Source organism: Bradyrhizobium icense (genome assembly GCF_001693385.1).
In the GTDB taxonomy this organism is placed as follows: Bacteria; Pseudomonadota; Alphaproteobacteria; order Rhizobiales; family Xanthobacteraceae; genus Bradyrhizobium; species Bradyrhizobium icense.
This window is the reverse complement of record NZ_CP016428.1, coordinates 2,306,039-2,325,833: the sequence shown is the minus strand read 5'-3', so window position 1 is coordinate 2,325,833 and position 19,795 is coordinate 2,306,039. Positions and strand designations below refer to the sequence as shown.

The window sequence follows — 19,795 nt, the reverse complement described above, 5'->3', positions numbered from 1 at the left end:
TTGCAAAACTCGGCTGGTTTCGATTTCAGCTCCTGATTTTTGGATTTTACGGGTTTCGTTGGGTGAGCTCTCCCTTTTGTCTGACCTGTTGACGCTATCGACGCTTGACGAGGCGGCTAAGCGAGGCAGGCCTGTGCCAGAGGCGGGGCATGGCAGAGAAGCTTGGCCAGCCGCCTCAGGTTTTGCGCAGTTGCTGTCAGTAGCACTTCGTCTCTGACGCCACTCAAGCCCCGCAGCCGGAACCGGTCGAGCCGGAAAATGCGCTTCATGTGCGCAAATCGCATCTCGACCTTCTTGCGCTCACGGCGGGACTGCTGGAAGGCTTCCGTATCGGCCAAGGCGCGGACACGATCCCGCACATCTTCGTTGAGGTCGCGGGTGATTTTGCGCGCGGTCGCGGTCGTGCACTTTGGCTTCAGGGAACACTGCGAGCAGTCGCTCTTGCTGGCCCTGTAATAAACGATGTGGCCTTGATCGATATTGCCCGTGCTGGTCAGTTCCGCACCGCCTGGGCAAATATAGATGTTACGCTGTTGATCGAAGACGAAGTCGGCCCGGCTGAAGGTGCCATCTGTACGTGCAGACTTGTCCCACACCGGTACGTGCGGTGCGATGTTGCGATCCACCAGCCATTTGAGCAGCCTGACCGCGCCATAGACCGTATCGCCCGCGAGCCGCTGGGGCCGCAAATCGAAGCGGCGTTCAACACGGTCCACCATGGTCTGGGTGATGGCAATCTCCACGGTTCGGTTCGCCCGAGTGCCCACCGCATCGATGATAATGCCGGCCTTGTTGTCGATCAGGTAGTTCGCATCATAAGCAAAGAATGGGTCCAGGCCTGGCCTCGCAACCCATGTCGCTTGCGGATCGGTAAGCGAGACTTCCTTTGGAGGCTTGTGTCGATCGCTGCCTTTGCCTGAACCGCCAGCATCTCCACTACCGTCTTCATCGCCGCGGGCGGTATCGAGGGCGGCGAGGTACTCGCGAACTGCATGAGATGCCTCCTCTACCTTCGGCCATGCAATCGGCTGGTCGCCGGGCATCCGCTTCTTCTTATCCACATCCGCTTTGATCAGGCTCGCATCGATCGAGAACGCTTCGCCCCCAACCAGCCCGGTCGCAATGCACATTGCCACGACACCCTCGAAGACCCGACGCAGAGCGTCGCTCTCCCGGAAGCGTTCATGCCGCGCAGGGGAGAAGACAGAATGATCGGGAATCCTGTCCTCAATGCCGAGCTTGCAGAACCACCTGTAGGCCAGGTTGACCTGGACTTCAGCGCATAGCCGGCGCTCCGAGCGGAGCGCAAACACGTAGCCAACGATCAGCATCCGGATCATCAGCACCGGGTCAATCGAGGGCCGCCCCGTGTGCGAGTAATAGGGCGCCAACTCCTTGTGCACCCAGCTCAGGTCGAGCAGACCGTCGATCTGCCGCACCAGATGATCGGGCGGGACCACCTTGTCGAGATCAAACGAATAGAAAAACTGTCCTTGTCCATCCTCCCGCCGCCCCATCATGCGCCGCTCCCGCTGATGCCCTCTCCATCAACGGAATCACGGTTCGCGAGTCGCCTCAATGGGAGTTTTGCAACACAATCGGGTCTACTGCGGACATCCGGCGCGGCCGATCCGTGCCTGCACGCAGACACTACTGGCTTACCTCGCCGCCAGTTGGATGACCGCCTAATCCACCTTCGCGCCGGCGAACTTGACCACCTTGCCCCACTTCTCGGTCTCGTCCGCTACCAGCTTGCCGAAATCGGCGGGCGAGCCCGGCAGCAGGATGGCGCCGATCTCGGCGAAGCGTGTCTTTGCTTTGGGATCGGCGAGGATTTCGTTCACTGCCTTGTTGAGGGTACCGATGATTTCCGGCGGCGTGCCCTTGGGCGCTGCGAGGCCGTACCAGGCGCTTGCCTCGTAGCCGGGGAGGAAATCGGCGACCAGCGGCAGGTCCGGCAGTACGTCCGAGCGCGTCGTGCTGGTGACTGCAAGCCCGCGCAGCTTGCCAGATTTGACGTGCTCGGCGCAGGTCGGAAGATTGTCGAACATGACATGCATCTGGCCGGAGAGCATGTCGGTGAGGGCCGGAGCGCCGCCGCGGTAGGGCACGTGCTGCATGTTGATGCCGGTCAGCATCTTGAACAGTTCGCCCGACATGTGGATCGTCGAGCCGTTGCCTGACGATGCCATGTTGAGTTTGCCCGGATTGGCCTTGGCATAGGCGATCAGCTCGGGGATCGACTTGATCGGCAGAGAGGGATGCACCACCACGACGTTGGGAAAGCGAATGAGGCCGGCGATCGGCTCCATCTCCTTCATGAAATCGAAGGGCAGCTTGTCGTAGAGCGTCGCGTTGATGGCGTTGGCCGGCGCCACCAGCAGCAGCGTGTAGCCATCAGGCGTGGCACGCAGCACCTGCTCGGTGGCGATGTTGGTGCCACCACCTGGCCGGTTCTCGATAACGAAGGATTGCCCGAGCTTTTCCGACAGCCATTGCCCCATCAGGCGCGACGTGAGATCCGCCGAGCCGCCGGGCGTATAGCCGATTACGAGGCGAACCGGTCGTGATGGATAGGCCTGTGCACTTGCGATGCTTGACGTAACGTGGAGCGCAGCCGCACCGGCGACGAACTGCAAGAACTGGCGACGCTGATATTTCATCATGCTTCCTCCGACAACACGCGGCTCTTTCCGGCCGCTCGGCGCGTGTATCCTAAAGCATGATCGGGAAAATTGGATACCGATTTTCGTGAGGGTGAGGCGAAATGCTTCGCATTAACGCGGACTGACAGGGCTTTCGTTCGGCGAGCTAGACGTTCAATGCGTGCTCACTCAGGAACGCCTGATAGGCCAGACGAATGCCGTCGTCGAGCTTCGTGCTGGCGCGCCAGCCGAGTTTTGCCAGCCGGCTGACGTCGAGCAGTTTTCGCGGCGTGCCGTCCGGGCGCGACGTGTCGAAGCCGATCTCGCCGGTATAGCCGACGGTCGCCGCGACCACGCGGGCGAATTCGGCGATCGTGATGTCCTCGCCGGTGCCGATGTTGACCAGTTCGCTATCCGAATAGTTCTTCATCAAATGGATGCAGGCATCCGCGAGGTCGTCGACATAGAGAAATTCGCGCCGCGGCGTGCCGGTGCCCCAGACCGCGACCTCTTTGGCGCCGGCGACCTTGGCCTCGTGGAAGCGGCGGATCAGGGCGGCGACGACGTGGCTGTATTCGGGATGATAATTGTCGCCGCGGCCGTACAGATTGGTCGGCATCACGTTGATGAAGTCGGCGCCGTATTGGCTGCGATAGGCCTCCACCATCTTGATCCCGGCGATCTTGGCAATCGCATAGGGCTCGTTGGTCGGTTCCAGCGGCCCGGTCAGCATCGAGTCCTCGCGCAGCGGCTGCGGCGCCAGTTTGGGGTAGATGCAGGACGAGCCTAAGAACATCAGCTTCTCGGCGCCGTGGACATGCGCGGCATGGATCACGTTGGAAGCGATCGCCAGATTGTCGTAGAGGAATTCGGCGCGCAGCGTGTTGTTGGCGACGATGCCGCCGACCTTGGCGGCGGCCAGAAACACCGCCTGCGGGCGCCTTGCGGCAAACCAGCGGTTGACCGCGGCCTGATCGCGCAGGTCGACCTCATTGCGGGGCGTCGTCAGCAGTTCGACGTCCTCCTGCGCCAGCCGGCGCACCAGCGCAGCGCCGACCATGCCGCGGTGGCCGGCGACGTAGACCGTCTTGCCTCTCAGCTCAAACGGCAGGCTTGCCATTGGCGACCTCCCGCCGCGCTTCTGCCAGATCGTTCGCGACCATCTCCTTGACCAATTCGGTGACCGACGTCTTGGGCTTCCAGCCGAGTTTCTCGCGCGCCTTGCTGGCATCGCCGACCAGAAGATCGACCTCGGTCGGCCGGAAATAGTCGGGATCGATCCGCACCACGGTCTTGCCGGACTTTTGGTCGACCCCGGTCTCGTCGACGCCCTGGCCGTGCCATTCGATGCGACGGCCGACTTCGGCGAACGCCAGCTCGACGAACTCGCGCACCGAGCGGGTCTCGCCGGTCGCCAGCACGAAATCGTCGGGCGCGTCCGCCTGCAGGATCTTGTGCATGCCCTCGATATAATCCCGCGCATGACCCCAGTCGCGCTTGGCGGCGAGGTTGCCGAGATAGAGCGCCTGGTCGAGGCCAACCTCAATGCGGGCGACGCTGCGGGTGATCTTGCGGGTGACGAAGGTCTCGCCGCGGATCGGGCTCTCATGGTTGAACAGGATGCCGTTGCTGGCAAACATGCCGTAGGCCTCGCGGTAATTGACCGTGATCCAGTAGCCGTACAGCTTGGCGACGCCGTAGGGCGAGCGCGGGTAGAACGGCGTGGTCTCCTTCTGCGGCACCTCCTGGACCAGGCCATAGAGCTCCGAGGTCGAGGCTTGATAGAACCGCGTCTCCTTCTCCATGCCGAGAATCCGGATCGCTTCCAGCAGCCGCAGCACGCCGATGGCATCGGCGTTGGCGGTATATTCCGGGCTTTCGAAGCTGACGCCGACATGGCTCTGGGCGGCGAGGTTGTAGATCTCGGACGGCCTGATCTGCTGCATCAGCCGGATCAGGTTGGTCGAGTCGGTCATGTCGCCGTAATGCAGCAGGAACGGCACGTTGCGGGCATGCGGGTCCTGGTAGAGGTGATCGATCCGCGCCGTGTTGAACGAGGACGACCGCCGCTTGATGCCATGGACCTCATAGCCGAGGCCGAGCAAATATTCGGCCAGGTAGGCGCCGTCCTGCCCGGTGACGCCGGTGATCAGCGCCACGCGTCGTTTCGAATCCTGAACTGCCATTTCTTCTCCAACAACGCGGGGACCCAGGAGCCGCCCGACCACGACAAACCGCCAAAATATTGCGCTGGGCCGGCCGGCAACTTCGGTCCCATGGACGCAAGCCGGACGGTCCCAGCCCCTATCATGCCCCCATCACCCAAGCAAATTAGTCCCGGGGGAGGCCGCAACCGGCCAGACGTCATCGGGCTTGCGGGAGATGGAGCCTTGGACCACAATCGACTCACGTGAAAACTGATGGCCGAACGGCTGAAATCCAGGCCATTTCGGTATTCGAGCCCACCCTAGACCAAAGAAAAGCCAATAAAGGGAGAGACGATATGCGTAAACTAATGATGGCTGCGGCCATCGCACTGCCGATGTTCGGCACTGCTGCGATCGCGCAAGAAACGGTCAAGATCGCCTACATCGACCCGTTGTCGGGAGGCGGCGCCAGCATTGGCGAAATCGGCCTGAAGACCTTTCAGTTCCTGGCCGAGGAGTTGAACGCCAAGGGCGGTGTTCTCGGCAAGAAGGTCGAAATCGTCGCTTTCGACAACAAGACCAATCCGCAGGAGAGTCTGATCCAGGCCCAGAAGGCCATCGATCAAGGCATCCGGATCCTGACCCAGGGCAACGGCTCCTCGGTCGCCGGCGCGCTGTCGGACTTCGTCACGAAATACAACGAGCGCAATCCGGGCAAGGAAGTCCTGTACTTCAACTATGCCGCGGTCGATCCGGTCCTCACCAACGACAAATGCAGCTTCTGGCATTTCCGCTGGGATGCCAACTCTGACATCAAGATGGAGGCGTTGACCAACTACATGAAGACCGCGACCGCCATCAAGAACGTCTATCTGATCAATCAGGATTACTCGTTCGGCCACTCCGTCCGAACCGCCGCCAAGTCGATGCTCGCCGCCAAGCGGCCGGACATCAAGATCGTCGGTGACGAACTGCATCCGCTGCTGAAAATCACCGATTTCGCTCCGTATATCGCCAAGATCAAAGCATCGGGCGCCGACACCGTGGTGACAGGCAATTGGGGCCAGGATTTCGCGCTCCTGCTGAAGGCCGCGGCCGACGCCGGGCTCAAGGTCAGCTGGTATACCTATTACGCCGGCGGCACCGGCGGCCCGACCGCGGTCAAACAGGCCAACCTCAACCATCAGGTATTCCAGGTCGGCGAAGGCATCGCCAACCTCGACAATAAGCCGTCGCAGGAGTTCGAAAAGGCCCTCCGCGCGAAATACGACTTCAGCCTGTTCTACCCGCGCGCCGTCAACCAGATGCGCATGCTTGCGGCCGCCGCCGACAAGGCCAAGTCGATCGATCCGGTCAAGGTCGCGCTTGCGCTGGAAGGCATGGAGTTCGACGTCTTCAACGGCGGCAAGGGCAGTATGCGCAAGGACGACCACCAATTCTTCCAGCCGATCTACATTTCCTCGCTCGGCGATCGTACCGAAAAGGAACCGTTCGACGAGGAAAAGACCGGCTGGGGCTGGAAGCTCATCGCTAAGATCGATACCGCCCAGACCATGCTGCCGACAACCTGCAAGATGGAACGACCGAAGTAACCATTCGCGCGTAACCCGTCCGCCCCGACCTCCGGGACGGACGCGTCCCTTATTCCCCAGGCGGTGTGCCGTGCTTGAACTGATCGTCATGTCCACACTGAACGGTGTGTTGTACGGCATGCTGCTGTTTTTGATGGCGAGCGGGCTCACCGTCATCTTCAGCATGCTCGGCGTGCTGAACTTCGCGCATGCCAGCTTCTACATGCTCGGCGCGTTCTTCGGATTCCAGATCAGCCGCTGGTTCGGCTTCTGGCCCGCGCTCTTGATCGCGCCATTGCTGGCCGGCGCGCTCGGCGCCGCGGTCGAGCGCTACGGCCTGCGCCGCGTGCACAAGAACGGCCACGTCGCCGAACTGCTGTTCACCTTCGGCCTGGCCTTTGCGATCGAGGAAGTCGTGCAGATCATCTGGGGCAAGAGTCCGGTCGATTTCCGGGTGCCGTCGTCGCTGGATTTTCCGGCCTTCACGATCTTCTCGACCAACTACCCCGCCTACAAAATGTTCATGCTGCTGGTCTCCATCGTAATCTTCGCGGTCCTGCTGATCACACTCAAGAAGACTCGGATCGGCCTGATCGTGCAGGCGGCGCTGACTCATCCGCACATGGTTGGCCATCTCGGCCATAACGTCGGACGCATCTTCATGCTGGTATTCGGTGTCGGCACCGCGCTCGCCGCCGTCGCCGGCGTAATCGCCGGTCCCGCGCTGGTGACGCAGGCGAACATGGCCGGATTGCTCGGACCGATCCTGTTCGTGGTGGTGGTGGTCGGCGGACTGGGCTCGCTGCCCGGGGCCTTCGCCGCCTCGCTGCTGATCGGGCTGGTGCAGACCTTTGCGGTATCGATGAACGGCTCATTGTCCGGCGCCTTCGGCCCGCTCAGCCCCGATTACGCGGCGACCTGGCTCGCCGATATCTGGAACGTGACCATTGCCCAGATCGCGCCGATCATGCCCTACGTATTGCTCGTCCTGATCCTGATCTTCCGCCCCATGGGCCTGCTCGGGACACGCGACACATGACCGAGACAACCTCGAGCGTGGCACCTCCCTATCCGACCGCCGCCGAAAAACTCAAATTCTATGGATTGTGGGTCGGGGCCGCGGTCGTGCTGCTGCTGCTGCCGAAGCTGTTCAGTTCCGGCGGATCGCTGACCACGTTCAGCCTGATCGGCATCTCGATCATCTTCTCGCTGTCCTACAACATTTTGCTAGGCCAGACCGGCATGCTGTCGTTCGGACACGCCGTGTATTACGGCCTCGGCGGCTTCCTGGTGATCCACGCCATCAATATCATCGGCGCCAACAAGCTGCCGATCCCGCTGCCGCTGGTGCCGCTGATCGGCGGACTGACCGGATTACTGTTCGCGGTATTGCTCGGCTGGGTCTCGACCCAGCGCAGCGGAACGGCGTTCGCGATGATCTCGCTCGGCGTTGCCGAACTGGTCGCCTCGTCGGCGCTAATCCTGCGCACCTTTTTCGGCGGCGAAGCCGGCATCTCCGCCAACCGCACCAAGGTGTTCCGGCTGTTCGACTGGAATTTTGGGCCGCAAATCCAGATCTATTATCTGGTCGCGGCGTGGACCCTGATTGCGGTGATCGCAATGTACGCCCTCACCCGCACGCCGCTGGGGCGCATGTGCAATGCCGTTCGCGACAATCCCGAACGCGTTCAGTTCGTCGGCTACGATCCGCATGTGGTGCGCTATCTGGCGTTCTGTTTTTCCGGCTTCTTCGCCGGCATCGCGGGCGCGCTCGCGGCCATCAACTTCGAAATCGCCAATTCGGCCTATCTCGGCGCCGTGCAGTCGGGTACCGTGCTGTTCGCCACCTATATCGGCGGCGTCGGGTTCTTCATCGGACCGATCGTGGGGGCGATTTTCGTCACGATTCTTTCGCTCGGCCTCAGCGATCTGACGCAGGTGTGGCAGCTCTATTTCGGGCTGATCTTCATCGCGGTGGTGCTGTTCGCACCGGGTGGCATCACCGGACTGTTGATGATGCATCGCCCGCTGTTGAAGGCCGGCACGTTCGGCAAGGTGCTGCCCAGTTATCTGATCGCTTTCGTGCCGACGCTCGCCATGCTCATCGGCCTCATCCTCGGGACCGAAATAATTGTGTATTATGCCGTCCATTCCGGCGACGATTCTCACATCAAGGCGTTTGGCGTCCCCTTCGACGCGGCGAACCGTTACGTCTGGGCGATGGCGGCGATCCTGCTGGTCGGCGGCTACTGGGTGGCGCGCAAGACATGGACCTTCGTCGGGCACGCCTGGGATGACGCGACCAGCGTCGCGCGCGAAAAAGGAATCGCCGCATGAGCACCGCGATCGAATTGCGCGGCGTCGAGAAGAGCTTCGGCAACACGTCGGTGATCCGCAACGTCAACCTTGCGGTGGCGCAGGGCGAGCGCCATGCCCTGATCGGACCGAACGGCGCCGGCAAGTCCACTTTGTTCAACCTGATTAGCGGCTACATGCTGCCGACCACCGGCAGCATCCTGTTGCGCGACGAAGTGGTCTCGGGGCTCGCGCCTTATCAGATCAACCGCCGCGGGCTGTCGCGCAGCTTTCAGGTCACCAACGTCTTCGCCAATATGAGCGTGTGGGAGAACCTGCGCTGCGCGGTGCTGTGGGCCACCGGCCACCGCTACGCCTTCTGGAAGAACGTCGACAGACTGCCGGAAGTACGGGAGCGGACGGCGCGGATCCTCGAGGATATCAACCTCACCGCCCGGCGCGACGTGCCGGCCGGGCTCTTGACCTACGCCGAGCAGCGCGCGCTCGAGATCGGCATCACCATCGCCGGCGGCGCCGATGTCATTCTGCTGGATGAACCGACCGCCGGCATGAGCCACGCCGAAACCGAACGCGCGGTAGCGCTGATCCGCCGCCTTACCGAAGGGCGCACCCTGCTGATCGTCGAGCACGACATGAGCGTGGTGTTCGGCCTTGCCGACAAGATTTCGGTGCTGGTGTACGGCCAGATCATCGCTTCGGGGGTACCGGAGGAAATCCGCGGCAATCCGAAGGTCAGGGAAGCCTATCTCGGCGAGGAAGCGGCATGATGCTCGAGGTCAGGGATCTGCACGCTTATTACGGCAAGAGCCACATCCTGCAGGGCGTCGATATCAAGATCGACGCCGGCGAGGTGGTCAGTCTGCTCGGCCGCAACGGCGTCGGCCGTTCCACCACCGTCAAGGCCATCATGGGCGAAGTTCCGCCGCAGGGCACCATTCTGTTCAAGGGCAGCAATATTGCGGGCCTGCCGAGCTACAAGATAGCGCATCTCGGGCTCGGCTACGTTCCCGAGCACCGCGACATCTTTCCCGGTCTCACGGTGCGGCAGAACCTGATGCTCGGCATCAAGGACCCGCGCAAGCCGGGCAAGTGGCGGCTGGAGGACATGCTGCAGATGTTCCCCAATCTCGCCGCGCGTGCCGATACGGCGGCCGGCGTGATGTCGGGCGGCGAAAAGCAGATGCTGACGATTTGTCGCACCCTGATGGGCGATCCAGAACTGGTGATGATCGACGAACCGACCGAGGGGCTGGCACCGCTCATTGTGCATCAGGTCGGCGATCTCCTCGCCGAAATTGCCCGCCGCGGCGTCGCCATCCTGCTGGTCGAGCAGAAGCTGTCGATCGCAATGCGGATCTCGCACCGGCTTTATGTGATGGGTCACGGCCGCATCGTGTTCGAAGGCACGCCGGCCGATCTCAGGGACAACGACGCCATCCGCAAGGAATGGCTGGAGGTCTGATCGCAACGCCGGCGGGGCCTCGGCATCCACGCGGAACGGCGGCATGACCCCGGCTACTCGCCATGGTGGCGCAAGCGTTCGAGTTCGATGATGGTGACGCCGCCATATTCGAGCCGCAGCAGGCCCTCCTTCTCGAGCCGCTTCAGGCACTGGTTGGCGTTTTGCCGCGAAATGCCGGAGAGCGCTCCGATTTCTTCCTGCGTGATCTCTAGGTGGCGCGTCATGTCCGGATAGAGAATCGGGTTGAACAGCGAGGCGATGGAACGCGCAACGCGGCTGGTTGCGTCGAGCGTGCGGCCATGTTCCACCGCTCCGATGAACTGGCCGAGCCGCTCGTTGAGCTGCCGGACCAGAAAGCGGTTGAACGCGACGCTGTTCTCGAACAGCCAGAAGAAGGTGCTGCGGTCCATCAGTGCCAGCCTGGTGTCGCGCAATGCCACCACGTCATAGCGGCGCGGCTCGCTCTTCAGCACCGTGCCTTCGCCAAACCAGGCGCCCGCCGTGAGGCCGGCGAACGTCGCCGCCTTGCCGCCGCTCGATACGGTACTCATTCGCGCAAGGCCGGTGACGATGCCGGTCCAGTAGTCGAAGGTATCGCCGCGCATGAAGATGTGCTCGTTGGCACGATAGGATTTCTCCACGATGCCGGCACGGGCGACCTCGATTTCCCGCTCGTTCAGTTCGCGCGACCAGGCGGCGATGCGCCTGAGATATTCTGCAGCAATCATGATTGCATCGACCGTCGCATTCCATACTTGCTGCACCGCAACAGAAGTGCGGCCTGGCAAAATTTCCCGACGAATTGTCAGGCAAAAGACATTTCAAACTATCGCATTGCCCTAAGGAGGACCACCTCGACCGATGCGCCCATGGCGCGACCGGTCGGGGTGCGGCGTTACCACGCGTGATGCCGTCCGTGGTCGGCATCGTTAGCCGGATGGCCGGAATGCGACTGCGGATGTAAGATTGCGGGTGTAATTGCGAACGATAGATAAAGAGCGCGACAAGCGCCTTATCTGGAGGGAATGAGTGGCTCATACGTTGGAAGTGCGCGGGGTTTCCTTGCGCTTCGGTGGCGTCCGTGCACTGACCGAGGTCTCGTTCGGCGTGAACGAGGGAGAATTGTTCTCGATCATCGGCCCGAACGGCGCCGGCAAGACCTCGATCGTCAATTGTATTTCCGGCCGCTACAAGCCGACCGAAGGCGAGCTCTTCTACCGCGGCAAAGACATCACCGGCCTCAATCCGAACGCGCGGCCGTCCCTCGGCATCGGGCGCACCTTCCAGAACCTGGCGCTGTTCCACCATATGAGCGTGCTCGACAACATCATGGTCGGGCGGCACCACCTCCTGAAGAACAACTTCATCACGGGCTCGCTGTACTGGCTGACCGGTGCGCGGCGCGAGGAACTCGAGCACCGCCGCAAGGTAGAGGAGATCATCGACTTCCTCGACCTGCAGTCGGTACGCAAGGCTACCGCCGGCACCCTCCCCTACGGCCTGCGCAAGCGCGTCGAGCTTGCCCGTGCGATGGCGCTGGAGCCGCAACTCATCCTGCTCGACGAGCCGATGGCCGGCATGAACTTCGAAGAGAAGGAAGACATGGCGCGCTACATCGTTGACCTCAACGAAGAGTTCGGCATGACCGTGATGATGATCGAGCACGACATGGGCGTGGTGATGGATATCTCCCACCGCGTCATGGTGCTGGATTTCGGCCGCAAGATCGCCGAGGGCGATCCCGCTTCCGTGCTCGCCGATCCCCATGTGAAGCGCGCCTATCTCGGCGAAGAAGATGAGGTTCTGGTCGATCCCGACGATACGCCGGCCTCACGGGAGAGCGCGGCATGATGGATTACGCCGGACGCGTCGCCCAGGCCGATACCTTTCCAAAGCTGCTGCGCCTCAATGCGAAAGAGCATGGCGGCGAGATAGCGTTACGCGAAAAGGATCTCGGGCTGTGGCGCGTCTTCACCTGGAGCAACTACCAGACCCGCGTCCATGATTTCGCGCTCGGCTTGATCGAACTGGGTCTTGGGCGCGGCGACGTCATCGGCATCATCGGCGACAATCGCCCGGACTGGGTGGCGGCGGAAATCGCCACGCATGCGATCGGCGCCATGAGCCTCGGCCTCTATCGCGACGTGCTGGACGAGGAAGCAGCCTACCTGCTCAGCTACGGCGAGGCCAAGCTGGTGTTCGCCGAGGATGAAGAACAGGTCGACAAGCTGCTGGCGCTGGCCGATCGCGCGCCGAACCTCAAGCACATCGTCTATTCCGATCCACGCGGCATGCGGAAGTACGACGATCCGCGCCTGATGGAAGCCGAGAAGCTGGCCACGATGGGGCGCGACCGCGCCGCGCGCGAGCCGGTCCTTTACGACGGGCTGGTCGATGCGACGCGCGGCGAAGACGTCGCGATCCTCTGCACCACGTCCGGCACCACGGCCAATCCCAAGCTCGCGATGCTGGCGGCTGGGCGGGTCCTGAAGCATTGTGCGACCTATCTCGCCTTCGATCCGAAGGGACCGGACGACGAATATGTCTCGGTGCTGCCGCTGCCCTGGATCATGGAACAGGTCTACGCGCTCGGCAAAGGGCTGCTGTGCCGGATGAAGGTCAACTTCGTCGAAGAGCCCGAGACCATGATGCACGATTTCCGCGAGATCGCGCCGACCTTCGTGCTGTTCGCGCCGCGGCTCTGGGAATCGATCGCCGCCGATGTACGCGCCGGCGTGATGGACTCCTCGCCGCTCAAGCAAAAACTGTTCGACATCGGCATGAAGGCGGGGCTTTCGGCGCTGGCGCAGGGCAAGCATTCGATGTTTGCCGACCAGTTGCTGTTCCGCGCGCTGCGCGACCGCTTGGGCTTCACCCGGCTGCGCTCGGCCGCGACCGGCGGCGCCGCGCTCGGTCCTGATACGTTCAAGTTCTTCCAGGCCATGGGCGTGCCGCTGCGCACGCTCTATGGCCAGACCGAACTGCTCGGTGCCTACACGCTGCATCCTGCGGGCAAGGTCGATCCGGATACGACCGGCGTGCCGATGGCCGCCGACATCGAGATCCGCGTCGACCACCCCGACGTCAATGGCGTCGGCGAGATCGTCGTCCGCCATCCCAACATGTTCTTAGGCTATTACAAGAATCCGGAAGCCTCGGCGGCCGACATCAAGGACGGCTGGATGCATTCCGGCGACGCCGGCTATTTCAACGATCAAGGTCAGCTCGTCGTCATCGACCGCATCAAGGACCTCGCCGAGACCTCGCGCGGCGAGCGGTTCTCGCCGCAATATCTGGAAAACAAGCTGAAATTCTCGCCCTACATCGCCGAGACGGTGGTGCTCGGCGCCGGCCGCGACGCGCTGGCGGCGATGATCTGTATTCGTTACTCGATCATCTCGAAATGGGCGGAGAAGAAACGGATCTCGTTCACCACCTACACCGACCTCTCCTCGCGTCCCGAGGTCTATGAACTGTTGCGCAAGGAGGTCGAGGGCGTCAATGCCACGCTGCCGCCGGCGCAGCGCATCTCCCGCTTCCTGCTGCTCTACAAGGAGCTCGACGCCGACGACGGCGAGCTGACCCGCACCCGAAAAGTGCGCCGCAGCGTTATCAACGAGAAATACGCCGATATCATCGACGCGATCTATGGCGGCAGGAGCGACATTCCCGTCGATACCGTGATCCGCTTCCAGGACGGCACCACCCAGCGCATCCGCACCACGCTCCGCGTGGTCGATCTCGGCGGCCCCGCGCCGATGGCGGAGGCCGCGGAATGAGGATGATGTTTGCCTGTGGCGCCGCAAAACTGCTCGTCATGCGCGGGCTTGACCCGCGCATCCATCCTCTTCGGAAAAAGTGCCTCTTCAGGCGATGGATCGCCGGGTCAAGCCCGGCGATGACAGCTTGCACGTCTGGTGACTTCGCATGAACACCCAGCTCCTGATCCAGCTCCTCGTCAACGGCCTCGTGGTCGGCACGCTCTACGGCGTGGTCGCGATGTCGTTCGTGCTGATCTACAAGGCGACGCAGGTCGTAAACTTCGCGCAGGGCGAATTGCTGCTGGTCGGCGCATGGGTGTGCTGGTGGCTGCTCACCAAGTACCAGGTGCCGTTCTATCTGGGCATGCCGATCACGCTGGTCTTCATGTTCCTGTTCGGCATCGCGATCCAGATCGTCATCCTGCGCCCGATGATCGGCGAACCGATCATTTCCGTGATCATGGTGACGATCGCGCTATCGACGGTATTCTCCGCGCTGATGAAGTGGATGTTCGGCGTCAATTTGCAGCCGTTCCCGCGCATCTTCCAGACCCAGAACGTCAACATTCTCGGACTGCAGGTGCAGACGGTCTATCTGATGAGCCTCGCGGTCTCGGTGGCGATGATGATTGGCATGGCGTGGTTCTTCCGCCTGTCCAAATATGGTCTGGCGATGCGCGCAACCGCGTTCAACCAGCAGGTGGCGCAATCGCTCGGCATTTCCGTCAAAAGCGTATTCGCGATGGCCTGGGCGATCTCGGCGACGGTGTCCGCCGTCGCGGGTGTGGTGGTGGCCGTCGTCAACGGCGTGTCGGCCGGGCTTTCCGCCTATGGCGTCAAGGTGTTCCCGGCGGCAATCCTGGGCGGCCTCGACAGCGTCGGCGGCGCGGTGCTCGGCGGCATCATCATCGGGCTGCTGGAAAACGTCGCGCATTTTCTCGACAGCGAATATCTGCACTGGGGCAATCTCTACGAGATCGCGCCGTTCTATGCCCTCATCATCATCCTCATGATCAAGCCGTACGGCCTGTTCGGCACCAAAGACATCGAGCGGGTGTAGGCATGATCGCCGAAAAGTGGAAACCGGTTTTCGGTAACGATCATGCCCAAACAAAAAGAGGCGGGCCAGTGACTCCTATCAATCGGCACGGACGGTAGAGCCTATGGCAGGCCAGACCCTCATTCCCGCCGGCGATTTCCGCACCAGCTACGCAGCGGATACCACTGTGTTTCCGACCACGACCAGTCGGAATGCGATGATCGTAGGCATCGCCCTGATCTGCCTTGCGCCCCATATCGTCAACGCCTACGTGCTCAGCCTGCTGATCCAGATCGGCATCTTCGGCATCGCAGCCCTTGGGCTGAACATCGTCGTCGGCTTTACCGGCCAGATCTCGATCGGCCACGCCGCCTTCTTCGGCTTCGGCGCCTTCACCTCGGCCTATCTCTCGAACCGGTTCGGCATCCCCGTCTTCTTCTGCATTCCGCTCGCCGGCGCCGTGACCGCTGCGGTCGGCTTGATCTTCGGCCTGCCGGCCGCGCGGCTGAAGGGGCTTTATCTCGCGATCGCGACGCTGGCGGCGCAGTACATCCTGCTTGACTTCTTTGCCCGCGCCGAATGGTTCACCGGCGGCAGCGTTCCCGCCAGCGCCGAGCCGTTCTCGATCTTCGGATACATGCTGCGCGGCGATAAGCAGTATTTCTATGTCGTGCTGGCATATGTCATCGTCTGCTATCTGCTGGTCACCAACCTGATCCGTTCACGCGACGGGCGCGCATTGGTGGCGGTGCGCGACCATTATCTTTCCGCCGAGATCATGGGCATCAACCTGACCAAGTACCGCACGCTGTCGTTCGGCCTCGCCGCCTTCTTCGCCGGCGTCGGCGGCGCACTCTATGCGCATTACAATCAGGTGGTCTCCAACGAAGGCTTTGGCATCGATCGTTCGATCATCTTTCTCGCGATGATCATCATCGGCGGGCTCGGGTCCATCATGGGCACGCTGATGGGCACGGCGTTCATGGTGCTGCTGCCGGAATCGATGGAATGGCTCAGCGTCGCGCTGCGCGACAGCCCGATCGATCAGTTCCTGGGACTAAAGAACAACATCGCCTTCCTGCGCGAGATGGCCATCGGCATAATCATCATCGTTTTTCTGGTTTTCGAGCCGGATGGACTCGCGCACCGATGGCGGCAGATCAAGGCGTACTGGAAACTCTACCCGTTCTCGCATTGAGGTCGGAACGGGACGAACAACGAGAAGACCTCGAGAACTAACCGGGAGGATTAATTCCATGACGATGAAGACTCTATTGAGCACAGCCTCGCTGTCTTTGCTGTTGGGCAGCGGCGCGGCATTGGCCCAGGCGCCGATCTCGCTGGGGCATCTCACCGACTATTCGGGTCCCACCTCGGACGTCGGAACGCCGTTCGGACAGGGAGTCGCCGATACCTATGCGTGGATCAACAAGAGCGGCGGCATCAACGGCGCCAAGGTCAATGTCGACACCGTCGATTACGGCTATCAGGTGCCACGCGCGATCGCGCAGTACAAGAAATGGTCGGGCGCCGACAAGGTTGCCGCCATTCTCGGCTGGGGCACCGCCGACACCGAGGCGCTGACAGGCTTCCTGGCTCAGGACAAGATCCCCGATATTTCTGCCTCCTATGCCGCCGCACTTTCCGATCCGACCGGCGCCGGCGGCAAGGCCAAGCCCGCGCCCTACAACTTCTTCTATGGCCCGAGCTACTCGGACGCGGTTCGCGGCATGCTGACCTGGGCAGCCGAGGACTGGAAAGCCAAGGGCAAGCCCGGCAAGCCGAAGTTCGTCCACATGGGCGCCAACCATCCATATCCGAACGCACCGAAGGCCGCGGGTGAAGCCATTGCCGCTGAGCTGGGCTTCGAGCTGCTGCCGCCGATCGTGTTCGCGTTGACGCCCGGCGATTACAGCGCGCAGTGCCTGACCCTGAAGAGCTCGGGCGCGAACTACGCCTATCTCGGCAACACCGCGGGCTCCAACATCTCCGTGCTCAACGCCTGCAAGGCCGCCGGCATCGACGTTCAATTCCTCGGCAACGTCTGGGGCATGGACGAGAACGCCGCCAAAGCCGCCGGCGCTGCCGCCGACGGCGTGGTGTTCCCGCTGCGCACCGCGGTGGCGTGGGGTGGCAGCGCACCCGGCATGAAGACCTTCATGGAGATCTCCAAGATGTCGGACGCGGCCGGTACCGCCTACCGTCCCGTGCACTACCTCGCCGGCGTCTGCACCGCGCTCTACATGAAGGAAGCCGTCGAGTGGGCTGCCAAGAACGGCGGCGCCACCGGCGAGAACGTCAAGAAGGGCTTCTACCAGAAGAAGGATTGGGTGCCCGCGGGCGGCGAAGGCATCTGCAACCCCTCCACCTTCACCGAGAAGGATCACCGCGGTACGCTCAAGGTCGATCTGTATCGGATGAAGGTCGCAGGCGCGACCGACGCTCCGCTCGCTGATCTCGTCAAGAATGGCGGCATCAAGATGGAGAAGGTGAAGACGATCGACCTGCCCCGCAAGCCCGAGTGGCTGGGCTGGTAAGCCCCGCCAACCAACGGACCGTCATCCCCCGCGAAACCGGGGGATCCAGTACGCCGCGGCCTCTCGGCCAAAGCAGCGGCGCCTCTGGAATACTGGGTCACCCGCTTTCGCGGGTGACGACAGCAGGAGGTCAACATGACTGAAGCAACCGAACTCAATCGTCCCGCGACGGCGGCGGCACAAGCCGCCCCGCTGCTCAGCGTCCGCAACATCGAAGTGGTCTACGACAAGGTCATCCTGGTGCTGCGCGGCTTGAGCCTCGAAGTGCCAAAGGGCGCGATCGTGGCGCTGCTCGGCGCCAATGGCGCCGGCAAGTCGACGACGCTGAAGGCGATTTCGGGCCTGCTCAAGACCGAGGACGGCGAAGTGATCCGCGGCGAAATCATGTTCGACGGGGAGCGCATCAACGGCATAGATCCCGACAAGATCGTCCGCCGTGGCATCTTCCAGGTGATGGAAGGCCGCCGCATCATCGCCGACATGACGTCGATCGAAAACCTGAAGCTCGGCGCCTTTACCCGCACCGACAACGAGATCGCCGCCGACATCGACATGGTGTTCAGATATTTCCCACGCCTGAAGGAGCGCACCGGGCTCGCCGGCTATCTCTCCGGCGGCGAACAGCAGATGCTGGCGATCGGCCGCGCACTGATGGCGCGCCCCAAGATGATCCTGATGGACGAGCCATCGATGGGCCTGTCGCCACTCCTGGTCAAGGAAGTGTTTGGGATCATCAAAGCGATCAACCGCGATCTCGGCGTCACCATCCTGCTGGTCGAGCAGAACGCCCGCGCGGCGCTGTCGGTGGCGAGCCACGGCTACATCATGGAACAGGGCAAGGTGGTGCTCGACGGCACGGCTGACGAATTGCGCGACAATGAGGACGTCAAGGAATTTTACCTCGGCGGTGCAGGCGATCAGCGCAAGAGTTTCAAGAACCTGAAGAGCTTCAAGCGGCGGAAGCGGTGGCTGTGAGCCATAGCGTTGTCGAGCGAAGTGGGAACCGGTTCGCGTGAAGAAAACGCGTCAAAACACAAGTCCATGCAGTTCTGATTCCATCAGAACCGCCCATTACTCAGGTGAGCACTTGCTCTGCTTCCGCGACCGCGCAAAGGACATGATAGAACGAAGACGCAGGGATGGTGACGACCAGCGAGTTGCCATCGCGGTCGAACTGGTCGTACCAGCCGCCCGCGACGGGATGGCTGAGATAGTGCTGTTCGAGCCGCGCCAGCGCCGCGCTCGCTTCATCGGCCGCTCCCGCTTCCCCCGCCTCGGCCTGCGCGATCCACGCCTTGGCAATTTCCGTCTGCGGCCACAGCCGCCTTGTGTGCCGCCTGATATTGCCGCGGGCGTCGCCCTCGTCGATCAGGCACCCGGTCGCCTCGTCGCGATAACGCAGCGCCGACGCCAGCAGTTCGCCGCGGTAGCGTCCGGTCGGACAGCCGGTGATGCGCTCAAAGCCTTTCAGCAGCCATGCCCATTCCGCCTGATGTCCCGGCTCGACACTGACCGGCTCGATCTTCGACCAATCTTCCTCGAAATACTCGCCGAGCACCTGCCGCTGCTTGTCGTAAAGGTTGGCCAGAAACAGGCTGAAGAAATTCCCAGCCCTGTTCTGGAACACGAGGTCATGCGTCGCGTCGAACGCCGCGATCATCGCTTCGAACAGATGCATCTGCGGATTCTGCCGCCGCGGCATCGATACCGGCAATCCCTCGTGAACGCCGCCGTGCGGCGAGCGCAACTGAGTATCGATGAAATGACACAGCGCATCGATCTCGGAGCGGATCTGCGCATCGCGATCGAGCGCGTAGACGGTTACCAGCGCCAGCAGCACGAAGGCGTGGTCATAGGAATCGCGCAACGGGTCCAGCACGGACCCATCAGGCTTCAGCGTGTGCACAAAACCAAGCTTGCCGTCGGGAGCTTTCGCCTTCGCCAGCAAATGCTCGAGCCCCTTGAGCGCGATCGCGCGGCCTTCCGGATACCAACCCATCTGTGCCGCCTTGGCGTAGCAATAGATCTGGCGCGCCTGCACGAAAACCCGGCGCGGCGCCAGGCGGTCTGCACGGCCGTCGCGATCGAGCCGATCGATAAAGCCGCCCGCTCTGTCGTCCCACCCCTCGGTCGACCACAGCGGCAAGCAATGGTCGATCATCCGAAGCTTCAGCCTCGCGACGATAGCGGCCGAATCAAGCGTGTTTGCCGCCGAAGCGAGATCTCTTTCAGCCATTGCGTTCCCTGGAACATCACCACCGGTAGAAGCCGTCTGATAGCACGTCAGAGGCTGCACGCAATCGGCCCTCATCTGCGG

The 19,795-nt window shown here is 62.2% G+C and carries 17 protein-coding genes; 11 read left to right on the top strand and 6 right to left on the bottom strand.

Annotated features, from left to right (window positions below; genetic code table 11):
* Positions 1-116: 116 nt before the first annotated feature.
* From LMTR13_RS10925 to gmd, 4 genes are all read right to left on the bottom strand, one after another.
* Entirely contained in the window at positions 117-1,520 is a 1,404-nt protein-coding gene (locus LMTR13_RS10925) for an IS1182 family transposase (protein ID WP_065727880.1), read from the bottom strand.
* Between the two features lie 165 nt (positions 1,521-1,685).
* On the bottom strand, positions 1,686-2,663 hold the full coding sequence (locus tag LMTR13_RS10920; RefSeq protein ID WP_083219431.1) for a Bug family tripartite tricarboxylate transporter substrate binding protein: 978 nt from the start codon (positions 2,661-2,663) through the stop codon (positions 1,686-1,688).
* Positions 2,664-2,811: 148 nt separating this feature from the next.
* Complete coding sequence (gene fcl, locus LMTR13_RS10915) at positions 2,812-3,765, bottom strand: GDP-L-fucose synthase (RefSeq protein ID WP_065727878.1); 954 nt, start codon at positions 3,763-3,765, stop codon at positions 2,812-2,814.
* Positions 3,746-4,831 (bottom strand): GDP-mannose 4,6-dehydratase, encoded by a 1,086-nt coding sequence (gmd, locus tag LMTR13_RS10910; RefSeq protein ID WP_065727877.1) that lies wholly within the window; start codon positions 4,829-4,831, stop codon positions 3,746-3,748. The genes fcl and gmd overlap by 20 nt, the downstream gene beginning before the upstream one ends.
* 317 nt (positions 4,832-5,148) lie before the next feature.
* On the opposite strand from gmd, the gene LMTR13_RS10905 reads away from it, so the two are divergent.
* The 5 genes from LMTR13_RS10905 (at position 5,149) to LMTR13_RS10885 (ending at position 10,141) form a co-directional block, all read left to right on the top strand.
* Entirely contained in the window at positions 5,149-6,384 is a 1,236-nt protein-coding gene (locus LMTR13_RS10905) for a branched-chain amino acid ABC transporter substrate-binding protein (protein ID WP_065727876.1), read from the top strand.
* 70 nt (positions 6,385-6,454) lie between these two features.
* The gene (locus LMTR13_RS10900) at positions 6,455-7,402 is read left to right on the top strand and encodes a branched-chain amino acid ABC transporter permease (RefSeq protein WP_065727875.1); all 948 of its coding nucleotides are present in this window, start codon (positions 6,455-6,457) and stop codon (positions 7,400-7,402) included.
* Positions 7,399-8,700, top strand: coding sequence for a branched-chain amino acid ABC transporter permease (locus tag LMTR13_RS10895; RefSeq protein ID WP_065727874.1), 1,302 nt, complete (start codon positions 7,399-7,401; stop codon positions 8,698-8,700). Before LMTR13_RS10900 ends, LMTR13_RS10895 begins: the two co-directional genes overlap by 4 nt.
* Positions 8,697-9,446: an ABC transporter ATP-binding protein gene (locus LMTR13_RS10890; protein ID WP_065727873.1), complete on the top strand. Its 750-nt coding sequence runs from the start codon at positions 8,697-8,699 to the stop codon at positions 9,444-9,446. The genes LMTR13_RS10895 and LMTR13_RS10890 overlap by 4 nt, the downstream gene beginning before the upstream one ends.
* Positions 9,446-10,141, top strand: a complete 696-nt coding sequence (locus LMTR13_RS10885) for an ABC transporter ATP-binding protein (RefSeq protein ID WP_065732597.1) — start codon at positions 9,446-9,448, stop codon at positions 10,139-10,141. Before LMTR13_RS10890 ends, LMTR13_RS10885 begins: the two co-directional genes overlap by 1 nt.
* Before the next feature lie 53 nt (positions 10,142-10,194).
* Here the strand turns inward: LMTR13_RS10885 and LMTR13_RS10880 are convergent, their stop codons facing one another.
* Entirely contained in the window at positions 10,195-10,869 is a 675-nt protein-coding gene (locus LMTR13_RS10880; RefSeq protein WP_065732596.1) for a Crp/Fnr family transcriptional regulator, read from the bottom strand.
* A 301-nt stretch (positions 10,870-11,170) separates the two neighbouring features.
* On the opposite strand from LMTR13_RS10880, the gene LMTR13_RS10875 reads away from it, so the two are divergent.
* From LMTR13_RS10875 to LMTR13_RS10850, 6 genes are all read left to right on the top strand, one after another.
* Positions 11,171-11,992 carry an ABC transporter ATP-binding protein gene (locus tag LMTR13_RS10875; RefSeq protein WP_065727872.1) on the top strand — a complete coding sequence of 274 codons (822 nt, stop codon included), beginning with the start codon at positions 11,171-11,173 and terminating at the stop codon, positions 11,990-11,992.
* A complete protein-coding gene (locus LMTR13_RS10870) occupies positions 11,989-13,920 on the top strand; it encodes a long-chain fatty acid--CoA ligase (protein ID WP_065727871.1) in 1,932 nt (643 codons plus the stop codon). The genes LMTR13_RS10875 and LMTR13_RS10870 overlap by 4 nt, the downstream gene beginning before the upstream one ends.
* A gap of 148 nt (positions 13,921-14,068) precedes the next feature.
* Complete coding sequence (locus LMTR13_RS10865; RefSeq protein WP_065727870.1) at positions 14,069-14,962, top strand: branched-chain amino acid ABC transporter permease; 894 nt, start codon at positions 14,069-14,071, stop codon at positions 14,960-14,962.
* 103 nt (positions 14,963-15,065) lie between these two features.
* Positions 15,066-16,139: a branched-chain amino acid ABC transporter permease gene (locus LMTR13_RS10860; protein WP_065727869.1), complete on the top strand. Its 1,074-nt coding sequence runs from the start codon at positions 15,066-15,068 to the stop codon at positions 16,137-16,139.
* A 58-nt stretch (positions 16,140-16,197) separates the two neighbouring features.
* On the top strand, positions 16,198-17,478 hold the full coding sequence (locus LMTR13_RS10855) for an ABC transporter substrate-binding protein (protein WP_065727868.1): 1,281 nt from the start codon (positions 16,198-16,200) through the stop codon (positions 17,476-17,478).
* A gap of 135 nt (positions 17,479-17,613) precedes the next feature.
* Positions 17,614-18,453, top strand: coding sequence for an ABC transporter ATP-binding protein (locus LMTR13_RS10850; protein ID WP_065727867.1), 840 nt, complete (start codon positions 17,614-17,616; stop codon positions 18,451-18,453).
* Positions 18,454-18,553: 100 nt separating this feature from the next.
* Here LMTR13_RS10850 and LMTR13_RS10845 read toward each other — a convergent pair whose 3' ends face one another.
* Entirely contained in the window at positions 18,554-19,714 is a 1,161-nt protein-coding gene (locus LMTR13_RS10845) for an AGE family epimerase/isomerase (RefSeq protein ID WP_065727866.1), read from the bottom strand.
* Positions 19,715-19,795: the final 81 nt, after the last annotated feature.